This window comes from Sulfurovum sp., assembly GCF_036568385.1.
GTDB lineage: Bacteria > Campylobacterota > Campylobacteria > Campylobacterales > Sulfurovaceae > Sulfurovum.
The window spans coordinates 26,163-45,940 of the sequence record NZ_DATCSP010000048.1 but is presented as its reverse complement, the minus strand read 5'-3'; the positions used below and the strand labels follow the sequence as shown (position 1 = coordinate 45,940).

The 19,778-nt window shown below is 46.7% G+C and carries 21 protein-coding genes; 5 read left to right on the top strand and 16 right to left on the bottom strand.

What is annotated here, in order from left to right; translation table 11 throughout:
- The 6 genes from VIM88_RS05315 to VIM88_RS05290 all read right to left on the bottom strand — a co-directional run.
- Nucleotides 1–267 (bottom strand): TetR/AcrR family transcriptional regulator (locus tag VIM88_RS05315; RefSeq protein WP_331861845.1); only part of this gene is annotated, 267 nt, incomplete at its 3' end.
- Nucleotides 268–400: 133 nt separating this feature from the next.
- Nucleotides 401–1,045, bottom strand: a complete 645-nt coding sequence (locus VIM88_RS05310; protein WP_331861844.1) for a phosphatase PAP2 family protein — start codon at nucleotides 1,043–1,045, stop codon at nucleotides 401–403.
- 26 nt (nucleotides 1,046–1,071) lie between these two features.
- Complete coding sequence (locus tag VIM88_RS05305) at nucleotides 1,072–1,635, bottom strand: PqiC family protein (RefSeq protein WP_331861843.1); 564 nt, start codon at nucleotides 1,633–1,635, stop codon at nucleotides 1,072–1,074.
- Nucleotides 1,635–3,227, bottom strand: coding sequence for an intermembrane transport protein PqiB (locus VIM88_RS05300; RefSeq protein WP_331861842.1), 1,593 nt, complete (start codon nucleotides 3,225–3,227; stop codon nucleotides 1,635–1,637). Before VIM88_RS05300 ends, VIM88_RS05305 begins: the two co-directional genes overlap by 1 nt.
- On the bottom strand, nucleotides 3,228–3,827 hold the full coding sequence (locus VIM88_RS05295; RefSeq protein WP_331861841.1) for a paraquat-inducible protein A: 600 nt from the start codon (nucleotides 3,825–3,827) through the stop codon (nucleotides 3,228–3,230).
- Complete coding sequence (locus VIM88_RS05290) at nucleotides 3,824–4,483, bottom strand: paraquat-inducible protein A (RefSeq protein ID WP_331861840.1); 660 nt, start codon at nucleotides 4,481–4,483, stop codon at nucleotides 3,824–3,826. Before VIM88_RS05290 ends, VIM88_RS05295 begins: the two co-directional genes overlap by 4 nt.
- Before the next feature lie 35 nt (nucleotides 4,484–4,518).
- On the opposite strand from VIM88_RS05290, the gene VIM88_RS05285 reads away from it, so the two are divergent.
- Entirely contained in the window at nucleotides 4,519–5,202 is a 684-nt protein-coding gene (locus VIM88_RS05285; protein ID WP_331861839.1) for a diacylglycerol kinase family protein, read from the top strand.
- On the opposite strand, the gene VIM88_RS05280 is transcribed toward VIM88_RS05285, so the two are convergent.
- Together VIM88_RS05280 and VIM88_RS05275 are read right to left on the bottom strand one after the other, a co-directional pair.
- On the bottom strand, nucleotides 5,189–6,475 hold the full coding sequence (locus VIM88_RS05280) for an ATP-dependent DNA helicase (protein WP_331861838.1): 1,287 nt from the start codon (nucleotides 6,473–6,475) through the stop codon (nucleotides 5,189–5,191). The genes VIM88_RS05285 and VIM88_RS05280 overlap by 14 nt on opposite strands.
- A 195-nt stretch (nucleotides 6,476–6,670) precedes the next feature.
- Nucleotides 6,671–7,144 (bottom strand): host attachment protein, encoded by a 474-nt coding sequence (locus tag VIM88_RS05275; RefSeq protein ID WP_331861837.1) that lies wholly within the window; start codon nucleotides 7,142–7,144, stop codon nucleotides 6,671–6,673.
- A gap of 211 nt (nucleotides 7,145–7,355) precedes the next feature.
- Here VIM88_RS05275 and VIM88_RS05270 point away from each other — a divergent pair, with 211 nt between their 5' ends.
- A complete protein-coding gene (locus VIM88_RS05270; protein WP_331861836.1) occupies nucleotides 7,356–8,261 on the top strand; it encodes an HpcH/HpaI aldolase/citrate lyase family protein in 906 nt (301 codons plus the stop codon).
- Complete coding sequence (locus VIM88_RS05265; protein ID WP_331861835.1) at nucleotides 8,262–9,248, top strand: lytic murein transglycosylase; 987 nt, start codon at nucleotides 8,262–8,264, stop codon at nucleotides 9,246–9,248.
- A gap of 3 nt (nucleotides 9,249–9,251) precedes the next feature.
- Here VIM88_RS05265 and VIM88_RS05260 read toward each other — a convergent pair whose 3' ends face one another.
- From VIM88_RS05260 to VIM88_RS05245, 4 genes are all read right to left on the bottom strand, one after another.
- On the bottom strand, nucleotides 9,252–11,090 hold the full coding sequence (locus tag VIM88_RS05260; protein ID WP_331861834.1) for a putative bifunctional diguanylate cyclase/phosphodiesterase: 1,839 nt from the start codon (nucleotides 11,088–11,090) through the stop codon (nucleotides 9,252–9,254).
- A 44-nt stretch (nucleotides 11,091–11,134) separates the two neighbouring features.
- Nucleotides 11,135–11,506 (bottom strand): heat shock protein transcriptional repressor HspR, encoded by a 372-nt coding sequence (locus VIM88_RS05255; protein WP_331861833.1) that lies wholly within the window; start codon nucleotides 11,504–11,506, stop codon nucleotides 11,135–11,137.
- Nucleotides 11,507–11,516: 10 nt separating this feature from the next.
- Nucleotides 11,517–12,374, bottom strand: a complete 858-nt coding sequence (locus VIM88_RS05250) for a DnaJ C-terminal domain-containing protein (RefSeq protein ID WP_331861832.1) — start codon at nucleotides 12,372–12,374, stop codon at nucleotides 11,517–11,519.
- Nucleotides 12,375–12,454: 80 nt separating this feature from the next.
- Nucleotides 12,455–12,850, bottom strand: coding sequence for a rhodanese-like domain-containing protein (locus VIM88_RS05245; protein WP_331861831.1), 396 nt, complete (start codon nucleotides 12,848–12,850; stop codon nucleotides 12,455–12,457).
- An 86-nt stretch (nucleotides 12,851–12,936) separates the two neighbouring features.
- Between VIM88_RS05245 and VIM88_RS05240 the strand changes: the two genes are divergently transcribed.
- Complete coding sequence (locus VIM88_RS05240; protein ID WP_331861830.1) at nucleotides 12,937–13,719, top strand: RNA methyltransferase; 783 nt, start codon at nucleotides 12,937–12,939, stop codon at nucleotides 13,717–13,719.
- On the opposite strand, the gene VIM88_RS05235 is transcribed toward VIM88_RS05240, so the two are convergent.
- From VIM88_RS05235 to purL, 3 genes are all read right to left on the bottom strand, one after another.
- Entirely contained in the window at nucleotides 13,716–14,051 is a 336-nt protein-coding gene (locus tag VIM88_RS05235; protein ID WP_331861829.1) for a DsrE family protein, read from the bottom strand. The genes VIM88_RS05240 and VIM88_RS05235 overlap by 4 nt on opposite strands.
- Before the next feature lie 108 nt (nucleotides 14,052–14,159).
- Nucleotides 14,160–15,692, bottom strand: a complete 1,533-nt coding sequence (gene purH / locus VIM88_RS05230; protein WP_331861828.1) for a bifunctional phosphoribosylaminoimidazolecarboxamide formyltransferase/IMP cyclohydrolase — start codon at nucleotides 15,690–15,692, stop codon at nucleotides 14,160–14,162.
- 302 nt (nucleotides 15,693–15,994) lie between these two features.
- Nucleotides 15,995–18,214, bottom strand: coding sequence for a phosphoribosylformylglycinamidine synthase subunit PurL (gene purL, locus VIM88_RS05225; protein ID WP_331861827.1), 2,220 nt, complete (start codon nucleotides 18,212–18,214; stop codon nucleotides 15,995–15,997).
- A 197-nt stretch (nucleotides 18,215–18,411) separates the two neighbouring features.
- Here purL and VIM88_RS05220 point away from each other — a divergent pair, with 197 nt between their 5' ends.
- Nucleotides 18,412–19,092, top strand: a complete 681-nt coding sequence (locus VIM88_RS05220) for a dUTP diphosphatase (RefSeq protein WP_331861826.1) — start codon at nucleotides 18,412–18,414, stop codon at nucleotides 19,090–19,092.
- Between the two features lie 34 nt (nucleotides 19,093–19,126).
- On the opposite strand, the gene VIM88_RS05215 is transcribed toward VIM88_RS05220, so the two are convergent.
- Nucleotides 19,127–19,729, bottom strand: coding sequence for a carboxypeptidase regulatory-like domain-containing protein (locus VIM88_RS05215; protein ID WP_331861825.1), 603 nt, complete (start codon nucleotides 19,727–19,729; stop codon nucleotides 19,127–19,129).
- Nucleotides 19,730–19,778: the final 49 nt, after the last annotated feature.

Here is a 19,778-nt window from a genome sequence, read left to right as displayed (position 1 = left end):
AAATGTTTTGATCTTCTCTTTGGTGCTCATATCTTGCTTTATAAGCTCATAAAGGTGTTTTTCCAGTTCTACGATAAATACTGAAATGATCTCAAAAACGATATCCTCTTTATTGCTGAAGTACTCATAGACCGTACCTTTACCTACACCGGCACACTCCGCTATTTTAGATATGGTAATGTTTTTAATGCCATGTTCAAGCAACAGGCTTTTGGAAGCAAGCGCTATCGAACGGCGTTTTTCTTCTTTGTTTACAATGATTGCCATACTGCTCCTTTATATGACTGACCATCGGTCAATTAAAAAAGTATAACACTTTTTACATACAAACATCATTGTTTGGTCTGCTCTTTATTGTTCTAGTACTTCTCTATGTTGTATGGTGCTTTGTATAGAAGGCTTATACGGTATGCATGAACCTTTTGACCAATACTACAAAACTCACCCAAAAAAGCCCAAGCCCTATACCTGCGATGACATCACTCAGCCAATGCACATCCAGATAGACGCGTGAAAAAGAGATCAAAACGATCCAACTGATACAGAGGGCCAGCAAGCACACTCTCACACTGACCCTGTGTACCCTTTGACTGAAAATGAAGTAAACAGCCATTGCCATGGCTGTTGCCATGGTCGCATGCCCTGAAGGGAACGAATAGGTTGATAGAGAAAGAAGCTCTGAATCCGGTCTGAGACGCTGTACGATCATTTTAACGGTCACAAAAGCTGCGTTGGCACCCACCACTGAAACCAGATAGAACCAAAGTTCTTCATACCATTTCTTAGAGAGAAACCAGAGTACCATACCTGCCGAAAAGACAGAGATACCTATAGTACCATTGAAATTGGTGAGTGCAAGCATCACTGTGTTGAACAGCGGAGTCTGCACTGCATTGATATGCATACTGATCCATCTATCGATCACCACAACATATTCTTTTTCGATCACATCCTCGGCCATCTTGGCAAATAGATACGATCCTAAAAGATTGACCCCGATAATTGCTTTGTTTTTAAATAGAAATGAAAAAAGTTTATATTTCATGATCTGGAAAAGTACTTAGTAACATACTAAAGCTCCTTCACCCCTCTGGCCACCTCTTCTTCCAGTTGCGCGAATGCGCTGTTCATAGCGTCAACGATACTTCCGGCATCCGCTTTTGTTGGCACCGTCGTACTGAACAATTTAAGCGCTCTTCTGTCTGTTCGCATATCTTTGACTTCCCAACTGGCATCAAGATAGACAGTCTCTCCTTGTGCTATGAAGCGTGTGACATGTACTTTTATCTTGATATCCGGCTGTCTGTCTGTGCCCCAGGGGTACCCATACACACCTGGGTGCTGGAACTTTTTTTGCAAAAAGGCTATCAATCTGTGGGTTAGACCCGTATCCATATCTTCAGCCCATTGCGAACCGCTTAGAAAGGTCACCTCACTGGATGATCTGGCTACAGCGATCTCTCTTTTAAAAAGATACTCAGGCACCGTGACCTTCTCCACTCCTATCACTTGAGGCTTATAGGCATAGCTCTCTTTGGGTTGTGACGCGGTAGAAAGCACATAATAGTTGCTGAAGGCACAGCCGCTTGCTAGAAACAGGGCACTCAATATGAGCAATAGCTTGATTCTTGTCATTATTTATCTCCAAAGATCAGTGAATTGGGTTTGCGGTTCATCAGTTTCAGGAACTCCTGCATCTCTTGAGAGGTCTCCGTCACCTCTTTGAGCGTCTGCGAAACCTGATGCGTCAAGAGCGAATCGCTGTCATACCCCTTGAGCACCTTCTGGGCTGTCTTGAGCGTTCCGTTCAACTCTTTCATCGTTCTGTTCAGTTCATCCGGCATCGTTTTAAATGCACTTGTACCGGTCATGGCATTGAGGTGATGCACCGTCTGCTGCAGTTCTGAGACTATTTTCTGCAGCGGTTCTGCATTGTCATCGACCACTTCGTTGAGAGATGCGAGCAGTGCTTCTACCCCCTCTACCAGACCTCTTGCATCATTGGGAAGAGAAGGAATACGTACGTACTTCTCTCCTTGCTGTATGCTTCTGCCCGTCGTGTTCCTGTCAAACACCAGATCAACAAAAAGCGTACCGGTCAAAGGGTCTGTAGACGATATTTTCGCACTCAGCCCCTCCTCCAGTGCCTGGGTGAACTTGTTGCTGCAGCGTGTCATATCATCCTCTTTCAAAGCGAAGGAAGAGAGATCGATATCGACCAGTACCTGTCCGAGTATCTTATGGGTATCCTTGTTATACGAAAGTGCTATCTCTTTGACACGGCCTACTTCATACCCTTCATACTGTACCAGTGCATCTTTTTTCAGTTTTGCGATAGAGTCCTCGGTCAGGATCTCAAAGGTCGTGATAAAATCCCCGCCCTTTCCGATCACCTGACCTTCTGCAAGCGTGGCGTTTTTATGCAGGTGGAAAACAAATTTATCAGGTACTCTGTCAGAGACATTCTCTCCCGTGGAGGAGAACTCTATACCCCCCTGCACCAAATGCGTCACAGGTGCTACGCTGACATCCAGCCTGCCATGCACAAAACTTACCTCGACCGCACTCTTCACCCAGAACTTGGAACTCCTGTGCACATAGGGTACATAGAGCTTGTTGACAAAGACCACGAACTCGACGCTCTGCCCATCGATGGAGATATTCACATGCTCTACCTGTCCCGCCTCGATATTTTTAAAGTACACCGGTGTGCCCTGTTTGACACCGTAGCTCGAAGGGGCGCTTAGCTGAAAGTATTCACCCTCTTCCGTATATCTGTATGGCTGTGTCAATCCCGGAAAAGTCTTTTTGGACTCTCCCCCTTTCTCGGAGTACATATCGATATAAGTACCGGATATCAACGTCTCCAGACCTGACACACCGCTGATGCCCACTTCGGGTTTGACGATCCAGAATCTCGCATTGCTATTAAGGTATCTGGTTGCAGATTTTTCCATTCTTGCGATCACCGTCACCCCTTCACCGTCCTTCTGCAATACGATCTTTTTGACCGTTCCTATGGGGACATTTCTGTATTTGATCTGGCTCTGTCCCGCGATCAGCCCCTGGTTTTCCGGAAAAACGATCTTTATTTCAGGTCCCAGTTCAGAGAAATACTGATAGGCCAACCAGCCCGCTATGATCAGTGCGATGAAAGGTACGATCCATATGGAGGTGATCAAATTGAATTTGCTGGATTCATCTATCTGTGGTATCTCAGTTGACATCTATCTATTTTCCTTAATGAGTCGTTCATCGAATGCATGGGCAGCCAAAAGGGTAAAAAATACTGAAATGGCAAATGCCGTTGCCGCTGTGCCCGCAATGATCTCGATATTGGCCAAATGTATAAGCGCTGCCAGTATCGCCACGACGAACACATCGATCATGGACCATGGTCCTACGGCTTCGGTCATAAAGTACAGTGTATGTTTACTGACCTTTTTATCTTTCCCTATGGGGTATTTTACACTAATAAGCAGATAAATCAAAACAAGGAACTTTAGTACCGGAATGAGGATGGAGGCAACAAAGATGATCAGGGAGATCGGATAGGAACCCTGTTCCCACAGCATCACTATACCGCCGAGTATCGTGCTGCTCTGCACTGACCCGAACTGCTTGGTGATAAGCATAGGGTAAAGGTTCGCAGGAATATAGGCGATGATCGCCGTAATGAGATAGGCCCAGCTTTTTTCTGTACTGAAACCGCGGTGTCCATAAAGAGAAGAGCCGCAGCGTCGGCATTTGTTCTCTTTACCCTTGTCTATATTGACGGCCCCGCATACGGGACAGCGTATGAGTTCATCTTGACTGACCTCTATCATGACCGGTCCTCTTTCGCAGGGCTGAGATCCGTGAAAATTCTTTTCCTTGCCCTCCACAGCTCTGTGACATGTATGCGTTTGGTAAGATAGAGGTCGGTCAGTACCAGTGCCATCAAAGCCCAGAATGCCATTCCCATATGTATCTGGGCATATGCTATCAATTTTACCAGTGCCACAAGTATGCTGATAAAAAAGATGTCGATCATGTTCCACGGCTTGATGTGGGAGAGCAGCAGCAGTAGCTCTTTGCTGAGATTTTCCCCGCGTTCACGCTTCAAAAGAATGAAAAGCAGCATATGGATGGAAAATATCATTAACGGGAATATAAAGGTAAGAAAACTGCAGAGGAGTCCGACCAGATAGAATCCGCTTTCAAAGAGACTGATGAATGTCTGCGTGATGGTAATGAACTGTTCATGCCCCAATATCTCTATTTTCACCAAAGGGAAGAGATTCGAAAGGATAAAAAAGATAAGCCCAGTGATGCTTAAAGCCAGCCCTTTATCGATCAGCTTGCTGTCATACCTGTAGAGCATCGCGCCGCATTTGGAACAACGGGCCGTTGTGCCATCTTTGAGAGGGATCTCTTCATGCAGGGTATGACACTGCTTGCATAGTATAAGGTGGTCAAGTGCATCTTCATTTTCAAGTTTCATAGCTATAATTATATCTGATATAACTAAGGAGAGACATGCGTATTCTTTCTATCGGCCAAAGACTCCAGCACGCTGCACTTCCTATCACTTCGATAGAAGCATCCGAGCTGGCTGGACATGAAGATATACCGCTGTATGACTATATCATTATCTCCGGCGGGGACGGCACGATCAGGCGGGTGATCAACACGTTGCAGCATATCCCGCACTCAGCCGCATTCATTCTCAACCCGACAGGTTCTTTTAATGTGGTGGCGAAACTGCACAGGGTACCGAAAGTGGAAAAGGTCCTGAAACGTTTGGCAGAGGGTGAGACTCTTCGCACCCAAAAACACCGCTACTATACGCTCAATCAGGAGGTATTTCTCTTCTCTGCAGGGAATATGGGCGACCTGCAGCATATCTTTCTTGCCGAAACACTGCGTTTTGGTCTGCTCAAAGGAAATATGCTGAAGTATCTATTGGCTGTGCTGTTTCTTCTCCCGCTGCATCTTGTGATGACCCCCTTCATGCTTTTGAGCGCCAACCGGTTTTTCATCTTCACCCCGGCATCGTTCATTAAAAAGTTCGGCAGTTTTTACGGAGAAGTGAAGGAGTTGCGTATAGATCTGGGGAACAGCTATAATTTTGTAGAGCTTGACGGGGACATCGTCACCATCGAGGAACCTCTCCTACACATCAAGCCTGCAGGCGATATCGATATCGTCATTGCGTACTGAGACGTTCGTAGTACTGTACCACACGCGGATCGACGTTGATCACCCTTTTGAGATACTGTGTCAGATCACCCCTGTTGAAATCGATCCTTAAATGTTTGGGATTGATGGCACGTGAGATCGCTACATAGAACTGGCTCGGTGCAAAAATGTTATCTACGTTACATACCAAATGGTCTATGCTCATGCCCTGGGATTTGTGTATCGTCACCGCATAGGCCAGCTTGAGCGGAAACTGTGAAAGTGTCGCAAGAGACACGGTCTCTACGGTGCCGTCCTCTTTCACCAGCATATCGACCAGATCGAAATCATGTCTCTCCACACGCACGAACTCATCCTCTTTTTCTACGATAAGATGGTCCTCTTCTATTTTTCTGAGTATCCCTCTCTCACCGTTGACGAATTTGCCCCACTTGTTCACCGTAAAAAGAACGGGAACCCCCTCTTTCAGGGTAAGCTGTTCTGAAATGGGCAGCATGTTTTTCCATCCCGAAAGTTTCTTCTCATGCACCGAACCGAACATCTCTATGTTGGCAAAGAGTATGGTCTCTTCGCTATCGAGTTCATTGATCTTCGCCCTGTTGGTCTGTTCTACTTCCAGATTGCGCCCGTACAGATAGGTCGGTTCTTTTTCAAGTGTTTCCGTGTTCCAGAGCCTGGTCATGTAGTGTATGACCTCATCGTCACACACTCCTTTGCGTACTTTGGAGAGTATATGGGTAAATTCCGCGTCTGTCGTACGCTTCATCTCGGTGAGTTCTATGACCATCAGTTCAAAACGCTCCCAGGCCATGCTCTCAAACGCGTAGAGCTTCTCTCCGAAAATGTCATTGCTGCCCTGCTGTTTTTGTACAGGAGGCAGCTGAAAAAAGTCTCCTACAAAGAGCACCTTTCCCAGGTATCCGTAATGGTTGAGTCTGTAGGCTATCATCTCCATCAGGTCCGTACTCACCATCGAGATCTCATCGATGATGATAAGGTCCGTGGCCTTGAGCACTTTCTTCAGGTCTGCAAGCCTTTTCTTGGCCCGTTTGTCTCCCGCAACCAGTGCTTCAAAATTGTTAGCGATCCCGAACACAAAAAAGCTGTGTACCGTAAATCCGCCTATATTCACTGCACTCACACCCGTGGATCCCAGGGAGACCACCTGCTTTCCTCTTTGGCGGTAGTCAGCGATCACCTCATTGGTAATATAGCTCTTTCCTACGCCCGCGCCGCCTGTCAGAAAAACATTCGTGTGTTTCAGTGCTTCCAGCACCTCTGTCTTGTCGCTCAAAATCCAGCCTTGTCTACCGGTACGTCCTGGAACGGACCGGTCTCTTTGTTTCCGTTATTCATACGGGATATCAACGATCTCTTCTGCATCGTATCGACAACGCATGCCGTCCATGGAGGCTTGCGTTTGTAAAGAGGGTATTATACTGTAATAAGATTGAACCCCCGAACACTCCTTCAGAGGCTTTTGTAAGATTTAAAAGTGGGAGAGGATCTCGGAAGTACGGGTATTGATCAGATCAGAGGCTACATTTTTTACCAGCACAGCTTTTGTTTCCTGTGTCAATGCATCGATCAGTTGGGCATTTGTCTCCTGTGGAAATGCCAGCAGCAGCTGTTTCGGTTTTTCATTTTTGACGATCATGTTGATATCATTGGCTACATCTTTAATGGAACGTCTTTTTCTCTCGTTTTCAAGGTTATGAGGTTCGCCTGTTGAGCTTCCCCATTTCCCGGCATTTGGAGTTCCTGAGGTCCCAAGTCTGCCTGCACTGTCGCTTACAACATCCTGAACTCTTTTATGCGCATCGATATAGCTGATGTCATTGAGCATTTCAAGCGAATAGGAGATCTTCAACTCATTCTCTACCATTCCCTCATTTTTCTTTACGTGAAACGCTTTCAATTCTCCCAAATCAGCAACAATCACCATAGTATCTTCATAGTTCATCTTGTTCTCCTTCTATTTGATTTATAAAACCGCAACAGTTCAACTGAATGTATTTTTACTGTTATTTTATCATAGCATATTTTATGAAATAAAACACTGTCTTCTATAAAAACTTTTCTTTCAGACAAAAAGCAAAAAAACAAAAGGTCCTCCCCTGCGATACCATCAAAACCACTCTCACTTTTGAGTGAATTTTAGATACCATAGCAGTATGATATTTGATACCCTAGAGACACTACCTACCCAGTTTGGAAATAAGCATAAAGCTCCCACGGCCATACGGCGTCACAGATCCAACATGATGCTCAATCCTCTCAATCTTAAGCATCTGAACCGTATGGATGAGAGCCGGGCCGATATGATCACCCTGAACCTTGAAGATGCCATCGCCCCTTCACGCAAGAAAGAGGCCCTGCACAACATTGCGCTTTTCCTTTCCCATATGGAACGCTCCGACTCCTTCATCATCGTGCGAACCAATCCTCTCCATGAAGGCGGCGCGGAAGAGATCGCATTTTTAAATGATTTCGGCTTTGATGCCGTACGTGTGGCCAAGATCAAAACCCAGACAGAGATAGCCCAGGCACTGACCCTGCTCTCAGAAGACAAAGAGCTGCATATCTCCCTGGAGACCAAAGAGGCGTTTAACAGCTTGAGCACACTTCGCATAGACGAACGCCTCACCACGGCCAATCTGGGCATTCTGGACCTGCTTACTTCCCTTGGGCTGCCTCAGTCCATCGTGACACTGCAAAATCCTACCATAGATTACATACTCTCCAAGTTTTTGGTGGATACCAAGACCGCCGGGATCCATCCGGTCTCTTTCATGTTCCAGGAGTACAATGATACGGAAACGTTCAAGGCATGGTGCGAACGGGAAAAAATGATGGGGTTCGAGAGCAAAGCATGCATGGGGCCCAAGCAGGTGGAGATAGCGAACCGCATCTTTCATACCGACAGCGATGCCATAGAGAGGGCCCTGCATATCAAAGAAGCGTTTGAAGCCCGTTCGGCAGAAGGGGTCAATGGATTCATGGATGAGAAATACGGATTCATTGATGAACCCATCTACCGTGACAGCCTCCTGGTACTTGCGAAAACAGAGGGGGCATAGATGAAATTTCTCAAACGCTGTCTACTTGTCATGCTGCTGCCGCTATGGCTTTTTGCCAATGAGGACCGTCCGCCTGTCCCCTATGATTTCCTGGCCAAAAAAGAGGTCAGAGCGTTCATCGACATGATGGTCAACAAACACCATTTCAAACGCAGCTATATGACCGCTGTCATGAAAAAGGCAAAGAAGGATCGGGATACCCTGGCGCGTTATACGGGAAAATACAGGGTAGGAACCACCAACGGACCATGGGAACGCTACAAGGCGCATGTACTCGACCCTGTCAGCCTGAAAAAGGCCAAAAAGTTCAAAAAGAGATACTACAATACCCTGCTGCGTGCAAGCAAAGAGTACCATGTCGATATGGACTATATCGTAGGTTTTATCGGAGTGGAGAGCAAGTTCGGAGAGTACAGCGGAGACTATAGTGTGCTCGATGCCCTGGCCACGCTCGCCTTTCATCCCAACCGTATGAAGAAGTTTTTCAAATCGGAATTCGGACATCTTTTTCTGATGGCAAGAGAACAGGGGTATGACATCACCGCACTGCAGGGATCGTTTGCCGGGGCCATGGGAGTGGTACAGCAGATGCCGTCCGTATTCAGAAAGTTCGGTATGGATTATAACCGTGATGGTCTCAGGGATCCATGGGACCTGGAAGATGCCATCGGTATTATCGCAAGATTCATGCAGCAGAACGGATGGAGAAAAGGTGCATTGGTCGCAGTACCGACCAGGTTCAAAGGAAAGCGCTACACGGCACTCAAAGCAAGCCACAGACGTACGCTGCCTCTACGTACGATCCTGAAACACGGCATTACACCGCTCGAGCCTTTTAATGAGCCCAAAGCATACCTGCTGAAAAACCAGAACCTGACCCATGATGATATCTGGCTGGGTGCTAAGAACTTTCGCGTGCTCACACGCTACAACAACTCGACAAGCTATGGTATGGCCATCCATCTTATCGCCCAGTCTGTGAAGTAAACGCTAGTTCAAAAGGTAGTTCTCTTCAAATTCACCTTTTGGAATGACATTTCCAAAATAAAAACCCTGATAGAGATCACACCCATTGGCCGAAAGGAAATCGAACTGTTCCTCTGTTTCAACGCCTTCGGCCACAATCGTCAGATCAAAATTCTTTGCGATAGAGATAATGGTCTTGATCATATTTCTATTACTTTCATCCTTGCCAGACTGCTCTATGAACGATCTATCGATCTTGAGTTCTGTGACAGGCAGGGTATTTAAGTAGCTCAAAGAGGAGTACCCCGTACCGAAATCATCGATCGAAAAGAAAATACCCAGTTTTCTTAACTTATGCATGATCTCGAGCACATTATGTACGTCTCTTGCAAAAATGCTTTCTGTGATCTCAAACACTATTTTTTGGTCACTACTTTGCAGTTGGTACATCTGCAGTAAAGCCTCTACCTCTTTGACAAAAGAGTAATGCAGCAGCTGTTTGATACTGACATTCACAGATACATGTTTCAATGCCACTCCCCTTACATTCCAGTCATGGAGGGTTTGGAACATTTCATTCATCACATAACTGCCCAGATCAATGATCAGCCCTGTCTTTTCTGCGATAGGTATAAAGACATCCGGTGCTATGACACCGAAGCTTTTATCCTCCCACCTTATCAATACTTCACACCCTATCATCTGCCGTGTACTGTCAAATTGCGGCTGATAATAGACATCCAGCTGATGATGTTTAAGCGCCGAATGAAGTTTCTGTTCGATCATCAAGTGTTCATTGATCTCATATGACAATGATTCATCGAACAGCATCACCGTATCACGTCCTTTGGTTTTTGCATCATACATGGCGATGTCAACATTTTTAAGCAGTGTCATGCTGTCCAGGCTGTCAGGATGTATCTGATGCACCCCGATACTTGCAGAGACATAAAGATGATGCTGGTCCACGATATACGGCTCCCGGATATTGTCTAACAGACGCAAGGCAAAATCGTAGGCATCCTCTTCACTACAGCTCTCTTTGCTTACCAGGACAAATTCATCACCGCCTAATCGTGCCAATACATGCGTATCTTGAGAAAAAAGCTTGATGCGTTTTGAGACTGCGATGAGCAGTTCATCTCCGATATCATGACCCAAAGAGTCATTGATCGTTTTAAAATAATCCAGATCGATCAGGTAAATATGTACGGTTTCTCCTGTCTCATACACCCGCTTAAGGAGTTCATCCATATAGTCCAGAAAATACCTTCGGTTATACAAACCCGTCAGTTCATCCTGGTTTGCCTGGTAGTAGTTTTTTTGAAGCAGGGTATAGGTATTGTTGGACGCATAAAGAAGGACGATCAGCAACACCAATGAAAAAGAAGAGAGGATATAGCCATACCATGTTCCGATCAGAAAAAAATATCCTGCCAGGGGGAGTATCATAGTGAACAGGATAGGCACAAAGATCTTTTTATCCGAAACCAGCAACGCAGAAGCCACAACAGAAGCACCGATCTGTGTAAATATCGCTATATAATGCAGATCGTATTCCGATTTGCCAACATAGAGTAAAAAGACGACTGTCCATAAAGCAAATATGCTATACATAAAGACTCTAACGCCGTCATACCAATGCTTTAAGGTTGCTTCGTTCATTTTAAGGGATTGAAACTGTGTATAAAGTTTCCATCCGTACAAAGAGACAAGGAGCATCAGCGCATACCAGATCAATGCTGGCATCATGATGCCGAATATCCATCCGGCAAACAGATAGACGACACCCGGTATCAGGGAGAGGGCGATCATCACAAGGATCTGTTGTTGAAAAAACGTATAGTATTTCTGCTGTCTCATAGAGAGATTATATAATAAATTTAAATAATTTAAAAATCTATTATTTAATCTTCGAAAATAATAATATCGTAAGAGCCTTTGGCAACCAGCGCCTTGCTCGAATGTACAGAACCGTTACGGTTTGCTTTGCTGAGCTCGTCACGCAACTGGTCTATCTCTTCCTGCATCTGGTCCATCTGCTCTTTGAGTTGAAGCACCATGTCCACGCCTGCAAGGTTCACACCCATCTGGCGTGTCAGACGTAAGATCAGCTTCATACGCTCAATGTCCCTCTGGGAGTAGAGGCGCATACGCCCCTGCGTCCGCGAAGGTTCCACCAGACCTTCACGCTCATACTGTCTGAGTGTCTGGGGGTGTATGTCGAGCATTGTAGCCACTACGGAGATAAGATATACCGGTTCATCATAACTATGCATCAATAATCCTTTATAGTTTTGCTTCCATCATCGTTTTAAGTTCCTCATCCAATGTATCCACATCAGGCAGAACCACATTGGCTACAAGATAGAGATCACCTCTCAAGGCTGTCTTTCTATCAGGAACACCTTTTCCTTTCAGTCTGAACTTTTGACCGTTTTTGGTATTTTGCGGTACTTTGAGAGAGACCTCTTTTTCTGGGGTATCGACTGCGATCTTGCCGCCGAAGAGTGCTTCTTTCAACGGAACGTCAAAGGTTTTGTAGAGGTTGTCGCCTTTTCTTTCATATTCGTCCGAAGATGCCACTTCTATCTGTATCAGCAGGTCGCCGGCATGTCCCTGATACTGTTTGCCTTTACCGCGGACACGCATCGTCTCACCGCTTTTGATCCCTGCAGGTATCTTGATATCAAAACTTTGCCCCTGTACCGATACCGTATGCTTTCCGCCGTTGACAGAGACCATAAAAGGTACCGTGATACGTGTCTGCAGATCCAGATTCGGACCGCCAAAGCCGCCGAAGCCGCCAGCACTGCCGCCGAAACCGCCTCCAAAGCCGCCTCCGCCGCCACCGAACATTTGTCTGAGTATCTCATCAAGGTCAACACCGCCGCCCTGTCCTCTTGCAAAGTCATGAAAGTTCTGTCCGCCGAACATCTGATCACCGAACTGATCATACTGTGCTTTTTTCTCCGGGTCAGAGAGCACTTCATAGGCAGCGTTGATCTCTTTGAACTTTTCTACCGCACTCTCGTCTTTATTGATATCCGGATGATATTTTCTTGCGAGTTTTCTATAGGCTTTTTTGATCTCATCCGCCGAGGCATTCTCTTTTACACCAAGTGTTTCATATAAACTTTTTGACATAATGATCCTAAAATAATGGTATTGTATTTTTAAGGATTATATCAAAAAAGTTTAGTCTATGTCAATCAAGTTTGGTCATTTTATGGCTGATAGGGTACTGTTCTGTAGCCCTCATAGATCATTTTCATGATACCGCCCTGAAGGTTTATGACCCTGTATCCCAGTCTCTCCGACAAAAACTCAGAAACCATGGCAGTGCGGCTCCCTACCCTGCATATCAGGGCAAACGGCTCATCCTTCTCTACCACCCTGTCCAGCTCCTTCAAAAAGGCCGCTACATCAAAGCCTCCCTTTTCATCAAAGAACATGATGGTATAAGAACCTTTCACAATGCCGGTTTCTCTCCACTCAGCAGGCGTGCGGATATCTATGATCTTTATATTCTTTTCCGCAAATGCCGGTGTTGCCCAAACCTGTTGTAATTCCGCCATTACTACGGTCATGGTCACAAGCAATCCCACTAAAATCTTTTTCACGAAGATTCCTCTTATAATTATTATAAATTTTTCATATTATAGCAAAATCAAAGTGCAATCATTGTGAATTTCTGTACAATACCTCCATGAATTTTATACAGATCAACGACATACACGCCAAAGAGCTGGAGATCTACCATCAGTTCCGTGAACATGCATTTCAGGCTGACGGAAGTTTTGTCGCAGACAGTCCGAAAGTAGTGAACCTGCTGCTGGAACAGGATATAGAGGTGAAAAGCATCCTTGCCACGCAAGCGTACTACGATACCTACCGATCGCTGTTGGCATCGAGGCACACTGCCACTTTTTATGTGGCCACCAAAGAGCAGATGCAGCAGATCGTCGGCCACAAGATACACCATAACGTGATGATGCACGGTATACGTCCGAAAGAGACCCCGCTTGATAGACTAGGTGATCAGATCATCATGCTCGATGAGATCAGCTCCACGCAGAACATAGGCGCGATCGCACGCTCCGCTGCTGCGCTGGGCGTCGACTCCTATCTGCTGCCAGGACATGGGCCGCATCCCTACTCGAGAAGGGCCCTGCGTGTTTCCATGGGGCATGTCAGCATGCTCAAAGTGCATATCTACAATGAATTGAAAGAGACACTGGCGGCACTTAAACGACAAGGGTACCGACTCTATGCCGCTGAAGTGACAGAAGACTCCACGCCTCTCTCTTCCGTCAAAGTGTCAGACAAATGGGTACTTCTGATGGGGCATGAAGGATCAGGGCTCTCAGAGGAAGTACTCTCCCTCTGTGATGAAGTCGTGACGATCGAGATGACCGAGGGTGTCAAGAGTTTTAATGTGGCTGTGGCAGCCTCCATCATGATGTATCAGTTCAGACACAGGAAAGATTAAAAAGTGATCACTTTCCAGTCCTCTTTCAATGCCTGGGTCAGTATCTCTCCGGTATGGACCATCTCTATGCCCATCGACCCCAGCTTTTCGGTCACACCGTAGTCATCACTGCATACCACACAGCATGAGAGTTCAACACCCGTCGCTTTGACACGGTCCAGCATCTCCTGCAGTTCGCTGTTTTCTGATAAAAGTTTCGCAGAGGGGCCCCATATCATCAAATGCGCTTTGTCCCAGTATCCTCTTGGAAGTATCACGCTCGAGTAGAGCAGTACCATCTTTTTGGCCACTTCTATCTCGGCCGTGCTCCATACGATAAGCAGTTTGTCCATAGTGGTTCCTAGTGTTTTGATGATCTATTATACTCTTTTAGAGAAGATCAAAAAAGGGAGAAAAATAAATAAGTAAAAAGACCGTACCCGGCCGGTACGGTCCTGCCATTAATGCAGGAAGTGTCTTACCGTCGTAAAGTAAAGCGAGATACCGTGTTCGTTGGCAGCCTCGATCACTTCATCATCCCTGATGCTTCCGCCAGGCTCGATGATCGCTTTGACTCCCGCAGCCGCCGCCGCATCGATACTGTCACGGAACGGGAAGAATGCCTCGGATGCCATCGCCGCACCCGATACGTCAAGGTCCATCTCTTTTGCCTTTTTAAGGGCACACTGCGCCGCATCTACACGGCTGGTCATACCCATACCCACAGCGACCATCGCCGAGTCTTTGACATACACCACACAGTTGGACTTTGTAAGCCCGGCCACTTTCCATGCGATCTCCAGGTCTTTCATCTCCTGCGCTGTGGCTGCAAGTTTGGATTTCTGCTGTGCATTGTGTACTTCGTTGTCACAGATACAGTCTGCATTCTGATAGACGAATCCGCCATCGACATGTTTGAAGTCATGGCTGTCATTTGACATGACCAGTTTCGTACCGCCCTGCGCAAAGAGTTTCAGACGCTTTTTCTTTTCAAATACTTCCAGTGCTTCCGGCTCGAAATCTGCAGCCATCACCACTTCTAGGAAGATCTCGTTCATTTTCTCTGCAAGTTCCTTCGTGACGATCCCATTGACGGCTACCACCCCGCCGAAGGCAGAGACAGGATCGCATTTCAGTGCTTCTGTATAGGACGCCAACAGTGTCTCTTTGATCGCAAATCCGCACGGGTTACCGTGTTTGACGATACATACCGCATTTTCATCCCCGAAGCTTGAAGCGATCTTCAGTGCACCGTTCACGTCATTGATGTTGTTGAAGCTTGCTTCCCCTTTGACCTGTTTGAAATGCTTGGTGAAGTGGTTGTCGAACTCATAGAGTGCACCTTTTTGATGCGGGTTCTCTCCGTAACGTGTCTGGAACGATTTTTTTCCTGTAATGAACTGGTATGCACCGAAACCGTCATTGAAACGGCCGTTCATATAGTTGGCGATCATCGAATCATAGGCTGCAGTATGTTCAAAGGCTTTGATCATAAGCCCGCGTCTGAACTCCAGTGTATCTTCCTTCTTCTCAAGTGCCGTCAGTACCGCACCATAATCGCCGGCATCCGTGACGATCAGCACATCATTGAAGTTCTTCGCAGCACTTCTCACCATCGTAGGTCCGCCGATATCGATGTTCTCTATGATCTCATCGAAGTCTTCCGTTCTCTCAATGGTCTCTTTGAACGGATAAAGGTTCACGCAGACAAGGTCGATACCTTCCACACCCAGCTCTTTGGCCTGTGCCACATGTGCCTCATCGCCTCTTTTATGAAGGATCCCCCCATGCACATAGGGGTTCAGTGTTTTTACACGCCCTTCAAAACACTCCGGAAACTTTGTCACTTCATCGATCTCGATCACTTTGACACCCGCTTCATTCAGCTTCTTATAGGTACCGCCGGTAGAAATGATCTCCCACCCCAAACGCTCCAAACCTTTGGCAAACTCAACGATACCCGCTTTGTCACTTACACTTAATAACGCTCTCATTTTTTCTCTCTTTTAAACTTTTCTTTACATTTTTATGTCACTTTTCACTGAGTGTGCCGATGTGAAGGCGCAAATATTGCGAAGCATGCGTCGTAACATTGAAGCACACTTGAAAAGTGACGCTTTTTTGCTCTACTTTTTTTTAAAAAAAGTAGAAATAAAACTCTCATCCTCAAAATAAAATTAAAAATGCATACATCAATCCAAACAATAAACTCAAGTATGCACCCCAAGGGTACTTCCTCATTTCATTCACAGCGCATTCCCACTCAGGAGAGTGGGAACGAGGTCAGATCAGACGATTACAGGTCCTGCTCGATCGTACGGGCAAAGGTATTGAAGTAGATATCTTTGACCTTCTCAAGCGGAAGGCCCACATTATTGACCTTCACCATGTCGCCGCCCACTTCACCGATAGTGGTCACTTTAAGCCCCAGCTCCATTGCCATACGAACCACGCCTTCGACATTCTCTTCGGAAACTTCCAGCAGTGCTCTGCTTTGTGACTCATCGAAAATATGTTTACTCTGATCCAAAGCGATCTCAGCAGTGATACCTTTGTTCGAAACCGCTGCCATTTTGGAAAGCGCTATCGCGAGCCCACCGACGTTCACATCTTTTGCTGACCGTAAAAGTCCTTTTTTGTTCGCTTCGATCACAAGCTCCCAGAGTGCAAGTTCAGACTGGTAGTCAAAAGTCGGCAGGGAACCTGCCGTTTCGCCATGCAGTGCTTTGATGTAGAGTGAACCGCCGAATTCCCCTTTGGTCTCACCGATGAGAAGCACCTTGCTTCCCTCTTCCTGAAAAGCAGAAGGAAGTACCCTGTTCTGATCCTCGTTGAGTCCTACCATCGCAATGGCCGGCGTAGGGAATACGCTTACCCCGTTCGTCTCATTGTAGAGAGAGACGTTCCCGCTGACCACCGGTGTATTGAGCGCCGAACATGCCTCTTTGATCCCTTCACAGCCCTGTGCGAACTGCCACATCACTTCCGGGTTCTCCGGGTTGCCGTAATTGAGACAATCCGTAATGGAAAGCGGTCTCGCTCCGCTCATCGCCACGTTACGACCAGACTCTACTACGGCAAGTGCCGCACCTTTCTTCGGATCGATGTAGCAGTAACGCGGGTTACAGTCTGAGCTCATCGCCAGTGCTTTGCCGTTCTCTTTGATACGGATACAGGAAGCATCCAGACTTCCCGGCCCCTTGGTCGTATTGGTCTGCACCATCGAGTCATATTGGTTGTATACCCAGGATTTATCTGAAACTTCGATGTTCGAAAGCAGCGCTTCATAGGCTTGCTGATCCTCAACTGCCGGATAGCTCTCTACTGTTTTTGCATTGACCTCGTCAAGGTACTTCGGTCTTGCCACAGGTCTGTCGAGTACCGGAGCTTCCTCGCTCACCGGTGCGATCGGCATGTCTGCACATTTTTCACCGTGCCAGAAGAGCTCCATACGGCCCGTATCTGTTACCTCGCCGATCACAGCAACATCCAGGTCCCACTTCTCAAAGATCTCGATGATCGCCTGCTCGCTTCCCTGTTTTGCACAGATCAGCATACGCTCCTGAGACTCGGAAAGCATGAAGTCATAGGGTGTCATCCCCTCTTCGCGCGCAGGCACTTTATCCAGATGCATGATCAGCCCCGCTCCTGTCTTACCTGCCATTTCAAATGAGGAAGAGGTCAATCCCGCTGCACCCATGTCCTGAATACCGACCACGTGGTCCGTTTTGAACAACTCCAGACATGCCTCAAGCAGCAGTTTTTCAGTAAACGGGTCACCTACCTGAACGGTCGGACGGAGTGATTTGGACTCTTCGGTAAAGCTGTCTGAACTCATCACCGCTCCACCAAGACCATCACGTCCAGTTTTGGATCCCACGTACATGACCGAGTTCCCTACACCCGATGCGACACCCAGGAAGATCTCATCAGCCTTTACCAGTCCCAATGAAAAGGCATTGACAAGGATGTTCCCGTTGTAGCTTTCATCAAAGCTCACTTCACCGCCGATAGTAGGCACTCCCATACAGTTACCATAGCTTCCGATACCGTCTACCACACCGCGAACAAGGTGTCTTTGATACTTTGCGGTATCGCTGTTGCCTGTCACGGTACCAAAACGCAGCGCATTCAGGTTGGCCACCGGTCTTGCACCCATCGTAAAGACATCACGCAGAATTCCTCCAACGCCTGTTGCTGCCCCCTGGAACGGCTCAATAAAGGAAGGGTGGTTATGGCTCTCCATTTTAAATACGGCCGCCATACCTTCACCGATATCGATCACACCGGCATTTTCGCCGGGCCCCTGTATCACCCATGGCGCTTTGGTCGGGAACCCTCTAAGATATTTTGTACTTGATTTATAGGAACAGTGCTCTGACCACATTGCAGAGAAGATACCTATCTCAACAATATTCGGATGACGACCGTCAAGGATGCGCAGGATATCTTCATACTCGGCTTTGCTTAGTTTGTGGTTCTTTAAAACTTCATCTAGATTTTCGATCTGTGCCATGTTTTTCTGTCCTTTTTAAGGCGGTAAATAAGGGTCATATTATAATGAAAAAGTACTAAATAAGTGATGAGGCGTGCGAAGTAAATGACAATCTGCTGCATTTTTTATTCCTGCGATAAAACAAAACCGTGATGGGCGTGGAGGCAAGGCAATTTTTGATACAATCACAGACAAGAATCAAACGACGGGAATTTTTCATGGACAAAATTTTACAGATGCTGCTTTTGCAACAGGAACTCAATGATGCGACCAACGGTGAAGGTTGGGAAAAAGGGATCACCAAGAACGGCAAACGTATCGATTGGAAACGCTGCACCTATCTGGAGTGTGCAGAGCTCATAGAGTCCTATCCCTGGAAACACTGGAAGAATATCGATGCCCAGCCCGATTATGCGAATATCAAGATAGAAGCGGTGGATATATGGCACTTTATCATGTCTCAGGGACTCGAGGACTATAAAATACAGGCGCTTGGAACGATCGAAACACTGGCCGAAACGATCAATGCACTGCCGAACTTTCCAACCTTCTCTGCCGAGATCACCCCCACCACCAAGGACCATTATGGCCAGATAGAAGTGGTAGAAGACTTGATGAAAACAGTTTTTTGCGGGGAGTCTACAGAAAAACTGATGGAGGCATTTATCGATGTGGCAGTGCAGTCGGGATTAAATCTTGATGCGCTCTATAGCCTCTATGTAGGGAAAAACATCCTGAACAAGTTCAGACAGGACCATGGATACAAAGAAGGTACCTATATCAAAATATGGAACGGAGAAGAAGATAACGTCGTGATGCAGCGTGTGCTTGAGGAGAATGACACTGTCACGCCTGAAGGACTCTATCAGGCATTGGAAAGCGCCTACCCGAAAGGGTAAAATAGCCGACCGGCCGGCCGTTGACGGCGATCCGCTACTCCAGGTTTTTTGTTAGGTCTTGGGTGACGACCTGCTTGCCTACGACCCTTACTCTGGTCGCTATACGTATATTTTTCATACTCTCATAACCGCACTCCTGCCCGCACTTCACCGTCCCTATCAGATAGTAGCTTCCTGATGGCACCCCGTAAAATGCGAACTTGCCGTTCTTGTCCGAAGCGGTGAACTGCAAGTAGTTAAAGAGTCTGGGGTCCGCCTCTTCCATCTTGGCTCCGCCCAGATAACTCTCTTCATACCACTGCTGGGAATAACTTGTGATAGGGTTCAGGTACAGCCTTGTATTCTCCCCTACGACTTTCTGGGCATAGAGATCCCTGATATAGATAGAACCCTTGATCGTACCCCTTCCTATTCGTCCCAAACGGCTGTATTCTGACACAGGGAATTCGATGCGCGCCATCCTGTTGGCTTCATCGCCTTCTGTCAGCATCATTTCAGACTCAGTGAGGTTTTCATCAAAGTCTGACATATCGACATCATCCACGTTCGTCAGATCAGCCCAAAAGTTCTGGCTTGACTGCTTCTTATTTACAGTGAGATCCGTCTGTACACATCCGGTAAATAAAAACATTGTCATCAAGGACAGTATCATGATAGTAACTATTTTAAACATTTTAACACCTATT

What these genes read in the sequence shown, in the direction of transcription:
- VIM88_RS05290 (WP_331861840.1), bottom strand. Translation starts at nt 4,483, where the DNA reads ATGAAACTTGAAAATGAAGATGCACTTGACCACCTTATACTATGCAAG.
- VIM88_RS05270 (WP_331861836.1), top strand. Translation starts at nt 7,356, where the DNA reads ATGATATTTGATACCCTAGAGACACTACCTACCCAGTTTGGAAATAAG.
- purL (WP_331861827.1), bottom strand. Translation starts at nt 18,214, where the DNA reads ATGGCACAGATCGAAAATCTAGATGAAGTTTTAAAGAACCACAAACTA.
- VIM88_RS05285 (WP_331861839.1), top strand. Translation starts at nt 4,519, where the DNA reads ATGCGTATTCTTTCTATCGGCCAAAGACTCCAGCACGCTGCACTTCCT.
- VIM88_RS05305 (WP_331861843.1), bottom strand. Translation starts at nt 1,635, where the DNA reads ATGACAAGAATCAAGCTATTGCTCATATTGAGTGCCCTGTTTCTAGCA.
- VIM88_RS05215 (WP_331861825.1), bottom strand. Translation starts at nt 19,729, where the DNA reads ATGACAATGTTTTTATTTACCGGATGTGTACAGACGGATCTCACTGTA.
- VIM88_RS05295 (WP_331861841.1), bottom strand. Translation starts at nt 3,827, where the DNA reads ATGATAGAGGTCAGTCAAGATGAACTCATACGCTGTCCCGTATGCGGG.
- VIM88_RS05265 (WP_331861835.1), top strand. Translation starts at nt 8,262, where the DNA reads ATGAAATTTCTCAAACGCTGTCTACTTGTCATGCTGCTGCCGCTATGG.
- VIM88_RS05255 (WP_331861833.1), bottom strand. Translation starts at nt 11,506, where the DNA reads ATGCATAGTTATGATGAACCGGTATATCTTATCTCCGTAGTGGCTACA.
- VIM88_RS05310 (WP_331861844.1), bottom strand. Translation starts at nt 1,045, where the DNA reads ATGAAATATAAACTTTTTTCATTTCTATTTAAAAACAAAGCAATTATC.
- VIM88_RS05240 (WP_331861830.1), top strand. Translation starts at nt 12,937, where the DNA reads ATGAATTTTATACAGATCAACGACATACACGCCAAAGAGCTGGAGATC.
- VIM88_RS05220 (WP_331861826.1), top strand. Translation starts at nt 18,412, where the DNA reads ATGGACAAAATTTTACAGATGCTGCTTTTGCAACAGGAACTCAATGAT.
- VIM88_RS05250 (WP_331861832.1), bottom strand. Translation starts at nt 12,374, where the DNA reads ATGTCAAAAAGTTTATATGAAACACTTGGTGTAAAAGAGAATGCCTCG.
- VIM88_RS05300 (WP_331861842.1), bottom strand. Translation starts at nt 3,227, where the DNA reads ATGTCAACTGAGATACCACAGATAGATGAATCCAGCAAATTCAATTTG.
- VIM88_RS05260 (WP_331861834.1), bottom strand. Translation starts at nt 11,090, where the DNA reads ATGAGACAGCAGAAATACTATACGTTTTTTCAACAACAGATCCTTGTG.
- VIM88_RS05275 (WP_331861837.1), bottom strand. Translation starts at nt 7,144, where the DNA reads ATGAACTATGAAGATACTATGGTGATTGTTGCTGATTTGGGAGAATTG.
- purH (WP_331861828.1), bottom strand. Translation starts at nt 15,692, where the DNA reads ATGAGAGCGTTATTAAGTGTAAGTGACAAAGCGGGTATCGTTGAGTTT.
- VIM88_RS05235 (WP_331861829.1), bottom strand. Translation starts at nt 14,051, where the DNA reads ATGGACAAACTGCTTATCGTATGGAGCACGGCCGAGATAGAAGTGGCC.